This is a genomic window from Rhizobium skierniewicense Ch11 (assembly GCF_023757665.1).
Taxonomy (GTDB): Bacteria; Pseudomonadota; Alphaproteobacteria; order Rhizobiales; family Rhizobiaceae; genus Agrobacterium; species Agrobacterium skierniewicense.
The window spans coordinates 163680-178095 of sequence record NZ_RXPG01000021.1; the positions used below are offsets into that span (position 1 = coordinate 163680).

Sequence of the window (14416 nt, forward strand, 5' to 3'; positions counted from 1 at the left end):
ATGAAATTTTCAGGCAGTTTTGGTCGAAGATCGGCGCTTCTTATGTCGTCCACAGTGGGCCTTGCGCTGTCACTGGCAGGATGCACAAGCGTCGAATATTCGGCCAAGGGCGATCCATCGCACCCGAAGATAGCCTCGGTTACGGCCACATCGGCAGACACAACCACCACCCAGATGGCAAGTGTGACACCTGCAACGGCAGCAGCCGGAGCGACGACGGAAACCGCGGCAGTTGCCACACAAGTCGCTTCCACGGCAACGACCTTACCAACATCAACCGCCCTCAAGGGTGGCCGCGTTGCACTTCCCCCCGCATCCGAAATTGCAGCCGCTGCTGCCATAGACACGCAGTTGCAGCCACAGGCGGCTACTCAGGTCGCTCTTGCAGCACCGGCCGCCACGACACCGGCGGCAGCAGCCTTGGCTCACCAGACGGCGAGTGCCGCGCTTCCGCAGGTCGTTGCGCTCAAGGGAAGCTTTCCGCCAGCACCCGGCGCGCCCGGAACCCCATCAGCGGCAGCCATTCCGCTGACCGAAGAAATGATGAAGCAGCAGAGTGTCATCCCGGTTCCAAAGCCGCAGGGTGCGATGCTTGCCTATGCGTCTGCGCCGCAAAATGCAGCTCTTGCCGCCATCAGCACACGGGAAGCCATCACGCCTTCACTGGATGCGCCATCGATGGTTGGCCGTCAGAAGCTTAGCGGCCTCATCACCAAATACGCCACCATGTACAACGTGCCAGAAGATCTCGTTCACCGCGTCGTGATGCGTGAGAGCCGCTACAATCCAAATGCGGTCAACGGCGGCCATTTCGGCCTTATGCAGATCAAGCACGCCACGGCACGCTCGATGGGCTTCGACGGCCCCGCCTCAGGCCTCTTCGACGCCGAGACCAACCTGAAATACGCCGTGAAATATCTCAGTGGTGCATGGCTGGTGGCCGACAACGATCGTGATAACGCCGTCCGTCTTTACGCCCGCGGCTACTATTACGACGCCAAGCGCAAGGGCATGCTGCACGTTTTGCGCAAGTAGCCTGGCGACACAACCCTCTACCCTCATTGGCTCGAGAACAGTTAAGATCAAGTCCTTGATCGACCTGGCCGTCAAAGACATGCGGACGTATCGCTGCTGGATACAGCCCCCATGCCAATCTAACGGCGACATAAACACCTGACCACCGCCTCGTCATCAAACTGTTGCGTCTCGCGGTTAAACGCCTCTCAACCGAATGAGAGGTGGAATCAGATGACCAGTGTCGCGCCGAAAACCGGTTTCAGCAAAAACGTGAAACTGAAGACAGCGCTGCTCCAACACAAGGCTCTGTCCATCAGCGGCCTGTCGGAGCGCCTGTTCGGTGTTTTGTTTTCCGGTCTGGTCTACCCGCAAATCTGGGAAGACCCTGAGGTCGATATGCAGGCGATGGAGCTGCGCGATGGCCACAGCATCGTCACCATCGGTTCAGGCGGCTGTAACGTCCTTGCCTACCTGTCGCGCAATCCATCTCGCATCGATGTGGTGGATCTCAATCCGCACCACATCGCCCTCAACAAGTTGAAGCTCGCAGCGTTCCGCCACCTGCCGAATCATGGCGACGTCGTGCGCCAGTTCGGTCACGCCAACGTGCGCTCCAACAGCGAAGGCTACGATCGTTTCATTGCCCCAAACCTCGACCCGCAGACACGCGCCTATTGGTCGAAACGCAAGATGACCGGCCGCCGTCGGATTTCTGTGTTCAACGGCAACATCTATCGCACCGGCTTGCTCGGCCGCTTCATTGGCATAGGTCACGTTCTGGCCCGCCTGCACGGTGTGAAGCTTCAGGACATGGCCAATGCCCGTTCGATGGATGAGCAACGTCAGTTCTTCAACGAGAAAGTCGCGCCGCTCTTCGACAAGCCGATGATCCGCTGGCTGACGAAGCGCAAGAGCTCGCTCTTCGGCCTCGGCATTCCACCACGCCAATACGATGAGCTCGCCAGCCTTTCGGACGGCAACACGATTGCTCCGGTTCTTCGCCAGCGTCTTGAAAAGCTCGCCTGTGATTTCCCGCTGAAAGACAATTACTTCGCCTGGCAGGCCTTTGTGCGCCGTTATCCGCAAGCGCAGGAGGGCAACCTTCCCGATTATCTGCGCACCGATTACTATCCCGCCATCCGCAGAAATGCCGCACGCGTTTCCGTACACCACGCCACCTTTACAGAACTGCTGACCTCCAAACCGGCATCTTCTGTCGACCGCTACGTTCTTCTGGACGCGCAGGACTGGATGACGGACACGCAGATCAATGAACTCTGGTCGCAGATCAGCCGTACGGCGGGGCCAGACGCCCGCGTCATTTTCCGCACGGCTGCCGAAAAGAGCGTCATCGAAGGCCGCCTGTCACCCGATATCCGCGCCCAATGGTCCTATCTCGCCGAGCGCTCGCAGGAACTCAACGCGCGTGACCGCTCCGCCATTTATGGTGGCTTCCATATCTATCAGAGGGCGCAGGCATGAAAAGCATCGGTGACAATGTCAGCCTTCGTGATGTCAACCACGCCAACCTGATGGACAAGATGTATCGCAACCAGCGACACATCTATGATCTGACGCGCAAATATTATCTGCTGGGCCGCGACACCACCATCGACAAACTCGATATCCCGCAAGGCGGCAGCTTGCTGGAAATCGGCTGTGGCACCGGCCGCAATCTTCTTCGAGCATCCAAACTTTTCCCGACTGCAAAGATTTACGGCCTTGATATCTCGGCGGAAATGCTGACGACGGCTGCCGAAACCTTCGCCGGGAGGCAGGAAAGGCCTGTGTTGCGCGTCTCAGATGCCACGACCTTCAGGCTCAGCGAATTTGCTCGCAACGATGGTTTTGACCGAATCATGATTTCCTATGCCGTATCGATGATACCGGAATGGGAAAAGGCAGTGGAACGCGCGCTGGCGTCACTTGCGCCCGGTGGTTCCCTGCACATCGTGGATTTCGGGCAACAGGAAGGCCTGCCACGCCCGTTCCGGACTTTGCTACAGGCCTGGTTGACCAAGTTTCACGTCACGCCCCGTGCCAATATGCGATATGTGCTGGAAGCTTTCGCCGGCAGCGCCAACGTTGCGTTGGAATTCCAGCCGATTGCGCGAGGATACGCGTGGCGCGCTGTCATGACCTTGCCAGAGGCCTGAAAACAGCTGCGGTCAACGGTAAAGCATTGAATTTCCCGTCATCCGTCTTGCCATAACGGCTTGTTTACCCTGTTATGGTAAACAGGAGATTACGGCGCCTCTCCGGGGCGACCGGCGCGGACTTTCATTCGTTTCACTGGGATCATCATGCAGCGGCTACTTCCGGCTCTTTTCGTGTCCATCCTCCTGTTGAGCGGCTGCACCTCCACCAGTTATGATTTCCTCGAAACCGCTTCCGTCGGCAAGCCGCGCTTCAAGGATAATGATCCACAGGATTTCGGCGCGCGCTCACCCCACAAGCATGAGGTACACGGTATCGACGTGTCCAAGTGGAATGGGGATATCGACTGGGCAACCGTGCGCAAATCCGGCGTCTCCTTTGCCTTCATCAAGGCAACCGAAGGTACGGACCGTGTCGATGCACGCTTCGACGAATATTGGCGCGAAGCGTCAGCCGCAGGCGTGGCGCACGCGCCCTACCACTTCTATTATTTCTGCGCGACGGCGGATGCCCAGGCAGACTGGTTCATTCGCACCGTGCCCAAAGAGGCGATGAAACTTCCGCCGGTCCTGGACGTCGAATGGAACCCCGCCTCCCCAACCTGCAAGACACGGCCTTCACCAGAGGTGGTCCGTGCCGAGATACAGCAGTTCCTCACCCGCATCGAACGCCACTACGGCAAGCGCCCGATCATCTATACCAGTGTTGATTTCCACCGCGACAATCTGGTCGGCCAGTTCAAGAACTACCCGTTCTGGGTCCGCTCCGTGGCCGCTCACCCCGCCCAGATCTACAGCGACCGCCAATGGGCGTTCTGGCAATATACCGGCACCGGCGTCATTCCCGGCATCAGCACGCCGACAGATATCAATGTCTTCGCCGGCTCGGAAAAGAACTGGCGCACATGGGTGGCATCTGCGAACCAGCCGCGCGGCTAACCCATCGATTTCAACTTGATTTCTGCGGTAATTCCAGCAGATGTGCTGTCGACCGAAGACATGGCGTTGGAAACATCACGTCTGTTGGTGCTTTTCCATCGTCTTGCCCACGCTTCCGCCACAAAGCTTGGCGAACGCATGGTTTAAATCGCACATTTGAGGAATTCTGATGTCCAGCTTTTCGCCACGCAGCCTCGCACTCGCTGCCACCTTTTTTACCTTGTCCTGCGGCTCGGCGCTCGCCATCACTCCCGTGGCGTCTCCGGATGACCCGAAACAGGTGGCCTGCGGCGGTGATCTCAACACCTTCCTACAAGGCGTAAAGACAGAAGCCGTGGGCAAGGGCGTTCCAGCAGAAGCCGTGGACAAGGCGCTGGCTGGCGCGCAGATCGACCAGAAGGTTCTGTCGCGTGACCGCGCTCAGGGCGTGTTCCGCCAGACCTTCCTTGAATTTTCCCAGCGCACTGTCAGCCAGGGCCGCCTCGACATGGGCCGCAAGAAGATTCAGGAGCACTCCGCAGCCTTCAAGCGTGCCGAAGACGAGTATGGCGTGCCTGCAGGTGTGATTGCAGCCTTTTGGGCCATGGAAACGGACTTTGGCGCGGTTCAGGGCGATTTCAACACCCGCAACGCGCTGGTCACGCTGTCGCATGATTGCCGCCGCCCGGAGCTATTCCGCCCGCAACTGATTGCGCTTACCGAAATGGTTCAGCACGGCGATCTCGATCCGGCCACCAACACGGGTGCCTGGGCTGGTGAAATCGGCCAAGTGCAGATGCTGCCCAAGGATATCATCGCATTCGGCGTGGATGGTGATGGCGATGGTCACGTCAACGTCAAGGCGAGCAGCCCGGACGCTATTTTGACGGCTGCCAAATTCATCCAGCATCTTGGCTTCAAGAAGGGCGAGCCCTGGATTCAGGAAGTGTCCGTACCGGAGAACCTGCCTTGGGAAAAATCCGGCCTCGGCGGTACGCTGACAGCAAGCGAATGGTTCAATCTCGGTGTTGCGCCAAAGGATGGCAACAAGAACTTCGGCGCCCTGCCCGCAGCCCTTATCCTGCCACAGGGTCGCAAAGGCCCGGCCTTCATAACCTACCCCAACTTCAACATATACTTGGAATGGAATCAGTCCTTCATCTACACCACCTCGGCCGCCTATTTCGCGACCCGCTTCATGGGCGCACCGGTTTATGCCAAGGGCAATCCTGAGCCCGGCCTTGACGATACCGCGATGAAGGAACTTCAGACCAAGCTCGATGCCAAGACCCATGACGTCGGCAAGATCGATGGCATCCTCGGATCGGGTACACGCATCGCCGTACAGCGTGAACAGCAGCGCCTCGGCCTACCCGCCGATGGATGGCCAACCCGCGCGCTTCTGGATGCTCTTTAAAAACTTTGTATCCGATTCTGACGGATTGCGATGGACGGCTGTGGCATTAACCACGGCCGTTTACTTTTTTTGCAGTTTGCACTGAGTTTTTCAGACCGTAATATAAGTTGTTTTTCAACGCATTGGCTGCAAAGCCTCAGAAATCATTGCCGTTTTCGTGTGCGACGCAATATAGATTTCGCTTTTCAAGAGACACAAAAGGGTCATAATGATTACTGTCAACGTAAAGGAGGCAGAGCATGGGACTTACAAATTCTCTTAATGCCTTAGCAGTGGGTGTGGCGTTCGCGTTTGTTGGAGTGATGTTGTTCATCTGACACGCACCTTGGAGTTATCGGCCACATCAAGCAGTTGATTACAAATTGCCATTAAAAAAACGCAGGTTTTTCGAAACCTGCGTTTTGTTCGTTCTGAAGATGTAACGCCGACTTTACGCTGCGGATTTCCGCATTGGACGATAGCCGACGTTCTCCAGAACCGCGTTCACCAGCGGCGCACGGTTCATGGTGTAGAGGTGGAATTCATTCAGGCCACGCCGTTGTAGATCGAGGATCTGTTCGGCAGCAACATCTGCCGCCACCCTAGCGCGGCCGATCGCATCATCATCGTAACCGGCAAAACGATCGTCCAGAAACGCGGGAACGCTGGTTCCGCAACGACCGGCAAATCGCTTCAACTGCGTCAGGTTCTGGATCGGCATGATACCGGGAACCACGGGAATGCTGATACCGGCTTTGGTCACACGCTCCATGTAACGCTCGAAAATATCATTGTCGAAAAAGAACTGTGTGAGCGCCCGCGTTGCGCCATTGTCGGCCTTGCGTTTCAGCATGTCGATATCGACAGAATCGCTTTCGCTTTCCGGGTGCTTTTCGGGATAGGCCGACACGGAAATCTCGAAATCACCGAGCTCACGCAAGCCCCGTACGAGGGCGGCGGCATTTTCGTACCCGTCCGGGTGTGGCTTGTAAGCCGTGCCTGGACCGGTGGCAGGGTCGCCGCGCAGTGCCACGAAACGCTTGACGCCGATCGCTCGGAGTTCTTCCACCACATCGTGGACCTCCTGCTTGCTGGCATCAACGCATGTCAGATGCGAGGCTGTGGGCAAACCAGCCACCGATATCATGCGATCGACAGCCACCAGTGTCGGTGCCTTCGTCGTGCCACCTGCACCGTAGGTGACGGATACAAAGTCAGGATTCCAGCGGGAAAGCTCCTCGACCGTCTCCCATAGCTGCACGTCCATGTCCGCATTCTTCGGCGGGAAGAACTCGAAGGACAGTTTGAAATTTTCAGTCACGTGGCGGTCTGCCTCAGTCTTCGTCATGTCATGCCCTCCCGGCGGAAAAAAGCGGTGCATTCATCGGCTCCTCGCCGGCCATCAGCAGGCGTGGATCGCGTGCGACCCAGATTGTAACGTCGAGTGACTGGGCAGAGGCATTGCCGGAATGCAGATCAACCGCTTTCTCGGGCGAAAGCCCTGCCTTTTTCAGCCATTCTTCCATGGTTTGATGCGAAAAACCGAGGCGAACATGTGCGTGTTCTTCTCGCAGATATTCGAGTTTGTGGGGCGCCAGATCAATAATCACGAGCCGGCCATTGGGGCGCAACATGCGCGCGGCCTCAGTCAGCGCCATTTCAGGATGGTCCAGGAAGTGCAACACTTGGTGAACCACGACGAGATCGAAATCCTGGCTTTCCAGCGGCAGGTTCAGAATATCGCCGTGGCGCACGGAAGCGTTCGCAACACCAGCCTTGTCGAGATTGGAGCGAGCAACAGCCAGCATATCGCGGCTGGCATCGATGCCAATGGCGCGGCGGTAGATACCGCTACACAACTGAAGAATGCGACCCGTGCCGGTGCCAAGGTCCAGCATGGAATCCACCGGGGTGGTCCCGATGAGTTTCAGAAGCGCAGTTTCCACCGCATCATCACTCACATGCAAACGGCGCAGTTCATCCCAGGCAGACGCATTGCGGCTGAAATAGTCCTGCGCACGCTCCGCCCTCACCCGCTTGACGGAAGACAGGCGCTCAAAGTCGCGCTGGAGGACCGCATCATTGGGAGATGCGACAGAAAGAACCTGTTTAACCATGCCAGCAGCCTTGCCGTCCTGCTTCAAACGGAAGTAAGCCCAGGCACCTTCCTGATAGCGGTCAATCAGATCTTCTTCGGCCAGCAGCTTCAAATGGCGCGAAATACGCGGTTGTGATTGACCGAGTATTTCAGTCAGGTCGGTGACCGTCAGGTCGCCCGCCGACAAAAGCGCAAGCAGCCGAAAGCGTGTCGGCTCGCCTGCCGCTTTCAGTAGCCCTACCAGATTATCAAGCCCCAGAGCCAATACACAAACCTCAATTCAATCAACATATAAAGATATGTTTATACGTTTAGTCGAGATATGCAAGATGGGGAGCGAGCCGCACCTCAGAAAATCTCAATAGATGCCTATGCCACGTTTTTTGAGATATCCTAGGATGGCGCTTCGAACCATCACTCGAGCAAGACGGCGCCGCGTCCCTTACCCGCAAGGATGTCACCGGGATTGCGCAAGGGACAGTCCTTTACGGACAGACAGCCGCAGCCGATGCACCCTTCAAGATCGTCCCTCAATTGCGTCAGCATATCGATACGCTCTTGCAGTTCTGAGCGCCATGCGACGGCCAGACCTTTCCAATCTTCTGCATTCGGCGTTCGCCCATTCGGCAGTGCCGATAAGGCTTGGCGAATATCCGCAAGCGGTATGCCAGCCTGCTGGGCAATTTTAATCACGGCCACACGCCGTAACACCTCGCGTGGATAACGCCTTTGGTTGCCGGCATTGCGAGACGCCGATAGCAGCCCTTTCGCCTCGTAGAAATGAAGGGTCGAAACCGCAATGCCACAGCGCTTGGCCACCTCGCCGACCGATAGTTCCCGATGAACATCCAGTTTCACAACCATGCCTCTTGACCTCAACCATTGTTGAGGTCGTATGAACCCTATCATGGCCTCAATCAAGCGTCTGACAGTCAAGCCAGCGCGATAAAAGGAGATGAACATGATCGCCGTCAACGGTCTCTACGAGACGCATCTGACCGTGTCGGATCTCGAACGCTCGATCGATTTCTACCGCGATGTCGTCGGCCTGGAGCTCGCGCATACCATACCAGACCGAGACGTCACCTTCTTCTGGATCGGCGGGCTCGAGACATCCATGCTGGGCCTCTGGTCGATCCGCAGCTCACCCCTGCAGATGAGGCTCCACGTCGCATTCCGGACGACACTGGATCAGGTGATAGAAGCCCCCGCCTACTTGCGCTCGAAGCGAGTCGTTCCGCGAAGTGGCGCAGGCGTCGAGATCCATGAGCCCAGCGTCTTCCCCTGGATGCCATCCGCCAACGTCTATTTTGACGATCCTGACGGCCACCAGTTGGAATATATCACGATGCTGCCGGGCAAACCTCGGCCAGACATTCCTGGGATGATGACGCTTTCGGAATGGGACGGACTCGCGAAAGGCTAAAGGTACCGCATTCCATCGAAGATCTGAGCCTTACATAGAAAAAGAGGCGGACATCGCCGCCTCTTTCAAGTTCTCGTATCTTGAACTCAGAACTCTTCCCAGTCCGACTTTACCGCCAGTGCGGCATTGCCATGGCTCATCGGAACGCTGCGACGCGCAGGGCCGGCTGCCGGGCGCGCGGGCTGAGGGACTGTGCGTGCCACGGAGGCCTGTCTGCGACCATCCTGCTGACCCAGCTGGAAGTTAGAAAGAAGGTCGTTCAGATTGGCACTTTCCTGCGCAAGCGAGGCACCGGCGGCATTCATCTCTTCCACCATCGCGGCGTTCTGTTGCGTTGCCTGATCCATATGGTTGACCGCTGTGTTCACTTCGGCAAGCCCGACGGACTGCTCTTGAGCCGCTGTAGCGATTGCTTCCATATGAACATTGACCGTCTGCACCAGCTCCGCAATCTCGCCAAGCCCGGCGCCCGTGTCGCTGACCAGACGCACGCCCTCGCCCACCGCCACTGCGGAATTGCCAATCAGTTCCTTGATCTCCTTGGCCGCCTTTGCAGACCGCTGCGCCAACTCACGCACCTCTTGCGCGACGACAGCGAACCCCTTACCCGCTTCGCCGGCCCGCGCCGCTTCAACACCGGCATTCAGCGCCAAAAGGTTGGTCTGGAAGGCGATCTCGTCAATGACGCCGATGATCTGACCGATCTGCTTGGATGAGTCTTCGATCTTCTCCATCGCGGCAACAGCATTGCGAACCACATCGCCGGAATTGCTGGCCTTTTCCTTGGCGGTCCGCACCACGCCACGGGCTTCGGCCGAGCGCTTCGAAGTCGAGGTGACATTGGCGGTAATCTGTTCGAGGGCCGCAGCCGTCTCTTCGAGAGACGCTGCCTGCTGCTCCGTGCGCTTGGCCAGATCGTCAGACGCGGATGATATTTCGTGCGAACCGCTGGTGACTGTCGATACGGACCGGCCGACGCTAGCAAGCGTTTCACGCAACTGGCGCACCGAGCTGTTGAAGTCGACACGCAATGTTTCGAATTGCGATGTCAGCGGTTCGTTCAACTCACAGAGAAGATCGCCGGACGCAAGACGCTTCATGCTGGCGGCGAAGGTGCTGGTTGCCTGAACCAGACGTGCCTCGGTTTCGGCTTCTGCCGCCCGCTGCATCGTCTCACGCTCTTCTTCCGAGCGCTTGCGGTTGACCTCGGCCTCTTCCTCGAGCTGTTTGTTGCGAATGGCCGCCTCGCGAAACACTTCCACGGAGCTGGCCATACCTCCGATTTCGTCCCGACGGTTGGAACCGGGGATCGTGACGTCCAGATTTCCAGCGGCCAGCGAACCCATGCACGCAGTCAAACGGGAGATCGGCCGGACAACGCGACCCATCACGATGTACATGCCGGCCGCAGCGATTGCCAACGTCATGGCAAGCATGCTGCCGTAGATGATCAGGGAAACAAGGGCTGCATCTCTCTGGGCCGTCGCCTGAGAGGTCAACTCATCCATCGCGAGCGATGCCACCGCGGCAACGGTGCCGAGCGCTGCGGTAATTTTCTCGCGCCATTCATCGATGCCGACAGGACTGACTTGCCCGTCGCGCATTTTGCTGACGATATCGGCCCGCCACTTGGAAAGGTCGCCGGAGAAGTAGCCGGTTTCAGCCGTAGCAACAGCATTTTTCAGCGCAGGCGATGTGCCCGGATGATCGACAAGCACCTTGACTGAGCTCCATGCCATGGCCATCGCGGCATCGCTGCCAGCAAGCTTCAAGGTCTCTTCGTTGTTGAACGGTCGTTTGCCAGCGATAGGAACATTCATGACAACAGCAGAGGTACCGCCGTTGGAGCGTGCAGCCCAGGCAAATGCGCGCGTCTGAACCAGTCCGACCATCGTCGGATCCGCGGTCCGAATACCGCTTTCAACGACGACAGACGCCTTTTCAAGCCCTGCCAGAAACTCCGTGCCGAGATCAAAGGACTGAGTGGCAACATCCTTTGGACGAGCGTCAGGCTCAACAGTCAGAGCCGTATCGATTTTCTGGCGCTGGGCCAAAACGCGGTCGTAGATCGCCTTAGTGTTGGCGAAAGCCGCGACGACCTCTGCGGAACCGACGCTGCCCATCGCAGCCGCAGCCGCGGCCATTGCCGTATCGACCTTGGCGCGCGCCGTCTTTACACTTTCGATCGTCGCCGTTGCGGCAGAGCGCGGCAGCTGCAAGGCTGTGCCGGTGTCGCCACGTTCACTTCGGAAAGCCAGAAGTGTGCTGAACAGGGCCTTGTCGACACTCGTCAGGTCGGCAGCCGTCGTTTGGGATTGATAAAGAGAATAAGCGTTGAAAGTCGATTTACCAACAATACCGGCCAGCGCAACACTGACGACGACGAAAGCACCCGTCAAAGCATTTCTAATAGATAACATGTCAGCCCCACCAAACAATGAATGGTCAAATATCTGACATGTCTCCCTTAAAAAAACGGTAAATCGCTCGAAAACATTCCGCAATGATTTTATTTTGTAACAGTTTTTGCGATTTTACTTCGGAGCCTAAACATAAAAAAAGAGAGAAACGATCCGTCCCTCTCCTTCAATGTTTTATATAGTTCGATCAGCGGGTCAAACGCTTGTAAGCTTGGCTGCCGGGGTTGAGTGCATCGGCACCCAAACGGCGGACCTTGTCCTGTTCGTAATCTTCGAAGTTGCCTTCGAACCATTCCACATGCCCGTCGCCCTCGAAGGCGAGGATGTGGGTGGCAAGGCGGTCCAGGAACATTCTATCATGGCTGATGATGATGGCGCAGCCAGCGAAGTTTTCGAGCGCCGTTTCCAGCGCACCGAGCGTTTCCGTGTCAAGGTCGTTGGTCGGTTCGTCGAGGAGGAGAACGTTGCCTCCCGCCTTGAGCATCTTGGCAAGGTGCACGCGGTTGCGCTGACCACCGGAGAGGTTGCCGACCTTCTGCTGCTGGTCGCCCCCCTTGAAGTTGAAGGCGCCACAGTAAGCGCGTGAGTTCATGTCGAACTTGCCAAGCTTGATGACTTCAGCACCGCCGGAAATCTCTTCCCAGACCGTCTTGGAGCCATCCAGCGCATCGCGGCTCTGGTCGACATAACCAAGCTGAACGGTGTCGCCAATGCGGACCGAACCCGCATCCGGCTTTTCCTGGCCGGTGATCATCTTGAACAGTGTCGTCTTACCGGCACCGTTGGGGCCGATGATGCCGACAATACCGCCTGGTGGCAGCTTGATCGACAGGTCTTTGATCAGCGTGCGGCCTTCAAAACCCTTGGTGATGCCTTCCATCTCGATGACGACATTGCCGAGACGCTCGCTGACCGGAATGATGATCTGCGCGTCGCCGGGACGCTGCTTGTCGGCGGCATCCACCAGCTGCTCGTAGGACTTGATACGGGCCTTCGACTTTGCCTGACGGGCCTTCGGGCTGGATGCGATCCACTCCTGCTCGCGCGAGATCGCCTTCTGGCGGCCTGCGTCTTCGCGCGCTTCCTGCTGCATACGCTTGGCCTTCGCCGTCAGGTAAGCAGAGTAGTTGCCTTCGTAAGGAATGCCGCGACCACGGTCGAGCTCGAGAATCCAGCCGGTGACGTTGTCCAGGAAGTATCTGTCGTGGGTAATCATCATCACGGCGCCGGGATAGTCGCGCAGATGCTTTTCCAGCCAGGCGATCGTTTCGGCGTCAAGGTGGTTGGTCGGTTCGTCGAGGAGAAGCAGGTCCGGCTTGGACAAAAGCAGACGGCAAAGCGCGATACGGCGGCGCTCACCACCGGAAAGCGTAGACACGTCGCTGTCCTTGGGCGGGCAGCGCAGGGCTTCCATGGCCATTTCGACCTGCTGTTCCAGATCCCACAGGTTCTGGCTGTCGATGATGTCCTGAAGCTTGGCGCCCTCATCCGCAGTTTCGTCGGAATAGTTCATCATCAGTTCGTTGTAACGCTCGAGCACGGCCGTCTTGTCGGCTACGCCAACCATGACGTTTTCGAACGCGGTCTTGGTCTCGTCCAGATGTGGTTCCTGCTCGAGGTAGCCAACGGTCGCGCCTTCGGCCAACCACGCCTCACCGGTGAATTCCTTGTCCTGACCGGCGATAATGCGCAGCACGGTGGACTTACCCGCGCCGTTGGGGCCGAGAATACCAATCTTGGCATCCGGGTAGAACGACAGATTGACGTTCTCTAGGATCTTCTTGGCGCCGTAAGCCTTGTTCAGCCCCGACATGTGGTAGATGAATTGACGTGCCATTGTAGCGAATGCTCCGCGTCAGATTTGAAAATTCGAATGGGAAATTTGCCGCTATGTAAGTTAAATAGGGCCAAGGGGCAACCTCTTGCCCAACAATAAGCATAGCTGCGGAGAGATGAATGGACGAGACTGCATTCAGTGAAATCAATCGGCTGGCAAGTCCAACAGGCGCATCGCTCGCCTATCGCTACGAACCCGCAGAGGGTCAACCTGTCGGCGTACTCATGATCTGTCACGGCCTCGTCGATCATGCCGGGCGTTATCGCCATTTCGCCCGCGTCATGGCGCAGCAGGGTTTTGAAGTTTATGCCAACGACCATCGCGGCCACGGACGCACCAAGGCAGATGATGCGCCATTGGGACGGTTCGCCTGGAAGGACGGCGTGAGCAAGGTCATCGCCGACGTGATGGCCATGCGCATGCTCGTCTCGGAACGTCATCCTGGCCTGCCCATCATCCTGCTCGGTCATTCCATGGGCGGCCTCATCGCGCTGAACACCGCTGTCAGCCACCCGGACGCCTTCGATGGTCTCTCCATCTGGAACTCCAACCTCAACCCCGGCATCATGGGGCATCTGGCACAGGTCGTTCTGCGTATTGAGAAAATGCTGAAAGGCTCGGACGTCCCCAGCGCCATCCTGCCCAAAGCCACCTTCCGCATCTGGAACAACAAGATGCCGGAAAAGCGCACGTCGGCAGATTGGCTCAGCCATGATAAGGCAGCGGTCGATGCCTATGTCAGCGACACGCTATGCCAGTTCGAAGCGAGTGTCTCGCTGTGGCAGGATGTGTTCGAAATGTCCTATCGCGGCCCCAAACTCATCTCCCGCCTCCCCAAAGACCTGCCGATCCTGCTGGTCAGCGGCGATCAGGATGCTGCCACCAATGACGGCAAGGAAATTGTCTGGCTGGGACGGCAATTCCGGGCGGCAGGCTTCACCGACGTCGAAGACAAAATTTACGCCGGCATGCGCCACGAGACGCTCAATGAAATCGGCTGGGAGGTTCCAGCTTCGGATTTTGCTGCCTGGGCCAGGAATGTCGCCGCCGACAATCGTTGATTTCACTGCTGAAACGGAATGACGCCATGAGATTATTTCACATGCATGCAGAAGTCTGCCCGTCTATAAACTTCTGAAATATGTGGG

12 protein-coding genes are annotated in these 14416 nt (G+C 57.5%); 7 read left to right on the top strand and 5 right to left on the bottom strand.

Annotated elements, in window-relative coordinates; all coding sequences use genetic code 11:
• The 5 genes from EKM04_RS15015 to EKM04_RS15035 all read left to right on the top strand — a co-directional run bounded on the left by EKM04_RS15015 (position 1) and on the right by EKM04_RS15035 (position 5508).
• Complete coding sequence (locus EKM04_RS15015; protein WP_183895455.1) at positions 1 to 1035, top strand: lytic transglycosylase domain-containing protein; 1035 nt, start codon at positions 1 to 3, stop codon at positions 1033 to 1035.
• A gap of 213 nt (positions 1036 to 1248) precedes the next feature.
• The gene (locus EKM04_RS15020; RefSeq protein WP_183895454.1) at positions 1249 to 2499 is read left to right on the top strand and encodes a BtaA family protein; all 1251 of its coding nucleotides are present in this window, start codon (positions 1249 to 1251) and stop codon (positions 2497 to 2499) included.
• Complete coding sequence (locus tag EKM04_RS15025) at positions 2496 to 3173, top strand: class I SAM-dependent methyltransferase (RefSeq protein ID WP_183895453.1); 678 nt, start codon at positions 2496 to 2498, stop codon at positions 3171 to 3173. The genes EKM04_RS15020 and EKM04_RS15025 overlap by 4 nt, the downstream gene beginning before the upstream one ends.
• Before the next feature lie 147 nt (positions 3174 to 3320).
• Positions 3321 to 4112 carry a glycoside hydrolase family 25 protein gene (locus EKM04_RS15030; protein WP_174153538.1) on the top strand — a complete coding sequence of 264 codons (792 nt, stop codon included), beginning with the start codon at positions 3321 to 3323 and terminating at the stop codon, positions 4110 to 4112.
• 169 nt (positions 4113 to 4281) lie between these two features.
• A complete protein-coding gene (locus tag EKM04_RS15035; RefSeq protein WP_183895452.1) occupies positions 4282 to 5508 on the top strand; it encodes a lytic murein transglycosylase in 1227 nt (408 codons plus the stop codon).
• Positions 5509 to 5938: 430 nt separating this feature from the next.
• On the opposite strand, the gene metF is transcribed toward EKM04_RS15035, so the two are convergent.
• The 3 genes from metF to soxR all read right to left on the bottom strand — a co-directional run bounded on the left by metF (position 5939) and on the right by soxR (position 8449).
• Positions 5939 to 6835 (bottom strand): methylenetetrahydrofolate reductase [NAD(P)H], encoded by an 897-nt coding sequence (gene metF, locus EKM04_RS15040; protein ID WP_174153540.1) that lies wholly within the window; start codon positions 6833 to 6835, stop codon positions 5939 to 5941.
• 1 nt (position 6836) lies between these two features.
• Positions 6837 to 7850: an ArsR/SmtB family transcription factor gene (locus tag EKM04_RS15045; RefSeq protein ID WP_183895451.1), complete on the bottom strand. Its 1014-nt coding sequence runs from the start codon at positions 7848 to 7850 to the stop codon at positions 6837 to 6839.
• A 149-nt stretch (positions 7851 to 7999) separates the two neighbouring features.
• A complete protein-coding gene (soxR, locus tag EKM04_RS15050; RefSeq protein WP_183895450.1) occupies positions 8000 to 8449 on the bottom strand; it encodes a redox-sensitive transcriptional activator SoxR in 450 nt (149 codons plus the stop codon).
• A 97-nt stretch (positions 8450 to 8546) separates the two neighbouring features.
• On the opposite strand from soxR, the gene EKM04_RS15055 reads away from it, so the two are divergent.
• The gene (locus tag EKM04_RS15055) at positions 8547 to 9011 is read left to right on the top strand and encodes a VOC family protein (protein ID WP_183895446.1); all 465 of its coding nucleotides are present in this window, start codon (positions 8547 to 8549) and stop codon (positions 9009 to 9011) included.
• Positions 9012 to 9097: 86 nt separating this feature from the next.
• On the opposite strand, the gene EKM04_RS15060 is transcribed toward EKM04_RS15055, so the two are convergent.
• Both EKM04_RS15060 and ettA read right to left on the bottom strand, forming a co-directional pair.
• Complete coding sequence (locus tag EKM04_RS15060; protein WP_183895444.1) at positions 9098 to 11431, bottom strand: methyl-accepting chemotaxis protein; 2334 nt, start codon at positions 11429 to 11431, stop codon at positions 9098 to 9100.
• Positions 11432 to 11618: 187 nt separating this feature from the next.
• Positions 11619 to 13268, bottom strand: coding sequence for an energy-dependent translational throttle protein EttA (gene ettA, locus EKM04_RS15065; RefSeq protein ID WP_183895443.1), 1650 nt, complete (start codon positions 13266 to 13268; stop codon positions 11619 to 11621).
• 119 nt (positions 13269 to 13387) lie between these two features.
• Between ettA and EKM04_RS15070 the strand changes: the two genes are divergently transcribed.
• On the top strand, positions 13388 to 14329 hold the full coding sequence (locus EKM04_RS15070) for an alpha/beta fold hydrolase (protein ID WP_183895441.1): 942 nt from the start codon (positions 13388 to 13390) through the stop codon (positions 14327 to 14329).
• Positions 14330 to 14416 lie beyond the last annotated feature (87 nt).

Excerpts from the sequence above, each read along its gene's own strand:
- ettA (WP_183895443.1), bottom strand. The coding sequence starts at position 13,268 with ATGGCACGTCAATTCATCTACCACATGTCGGGGCTGAACAAGGCTTAC.
- metF (WP_174153540.1), bottom strand. The coding sequence starts at position 6,835 with ATGACGAAGACTGAGGCAGACCGCCACGTGACTGAAAATTTCAAACTG.
- EKM04_RS15025 (WP_183895453.1), top strand. The coding sequence starts at position 2,496 with ATGAAAAGCATCGGTGACAATGTCAGCCTTCGTGATGTCAACCACGCC.
- EKM04_RS15070 (WP_183895441.1), top strand. The coding sequence starts at position 13,388 with ATGGACGAGACTGCATTCAGTGAAATCAATCGGCTGGCAAGTCCAACA.
- EKM04_RS15055 (WP_183895446.1), top strand. The coding sequence starts at position 8,547 with ATGATCGCCGTCAACGGTCTCTACGAGACGCATCTGACCGTGTCGGAT.
- EKM04_RS15030 (WP_174153538.1), top strand. The coding sequence starts at position 3,321 with ATGCAGCGGCTACTTCCGGCTCTTTTCGTGTCCATCCTCCTGTTGAGC.
- soxR (WP_183895450.1), bottom strand. The coding sequence starts at position 8,449 with ATGGTTGTGAAACTGGATGTTCATCGGGAACTATCGGTCGGCGAGGTG.
- EKM04_RS15020 (WP_183895454.1), top strand. The coding sequence starts at position 1,249 with ATGACCAGTGTCGCGCCGAAAACCGGTTTCAGCAAAAACGTGAAACTG.
- EKM04_RS15060 (WP_183895444.1), bottom strand. The coding sequence starts at position 11,431 with ATGTTATCTATTAGAAATGCTTTGACGGGTGCTTTCGTCGTCGTCAGT.
- EKM04_RS15015 (WP_183895455.1), top strand. The coding sequence starts at position 1 with ATGAAATTTTCAGGCAGTTTTGGTCGAAGATCGGCGCTTCTTATGTCG.
- EKM04_RS15035 (WP_183895452.1), top strand. The coding sequence starts at position 4,282 with ATGTCCAGCTTTTCGCCACGCAGCCTCGCACTCGCTGCCACCTTTTTT.